Below are 338 nucleotides of genomic sequence, written 5' to 3' on the forward strand. Positions count from 1 at the left end.
TTGGTGGAGCCTAGCGGGATCGAACCGCTGACCTCCTGCGTGCAAGGCAGGCGCTCTCCCAGCTGAGCTAAGGCCCCGTTCATCACAAAACAAAGGGGTTGTCCCAAAAGTCCGGAACAGAGGAGGCAATGGCTCAGTTCGCTACACGCCGTGAGTGTGAACCCACTCCTCTTAAGGCTTTTAAAAGATGTAGCGACTTCGCTCATTGCTTAGGGGGTGTTTCAAAAGGTCAAAAACAGACTTTTGAGACACCCCCTATTATTGCCTGGCAACGTCCTACTCTCACAGGGGGAAGCCCCCAACTACCATCGGCGCAAAAGAGCTTAACGACCGTGTTC

At 53.6% G+C, this 338-nt stretch carries 1 tRNA gene and 1 rRNA gene; both read right to left on the minus strand.

The annotated features are described in order from the left end of the window. Nucleotide 1: 1 nt before the first annotated feature. Nucleotides 2-77, minus strand: a tRNA-Ala gene (locus tag SAY88_RS24825). 186 nt (nucleotides 78-263) lie between these two features. Then, nucleotides 264-338, minus strand: a 5S ribosomal RNA gene (rrf, locus tag SAY88_RS26155); the annotation flags it as partial.

Origin of the sequence: Halalkalibacter flavus (assembly GCF_036663575.1) — a bacterium.
Lineage (GTDB): Bacteria > Bacillota > Bacilli > Bacillales > Bacillaceae_D > Halalkalibacter > Halalkalibacter flavus.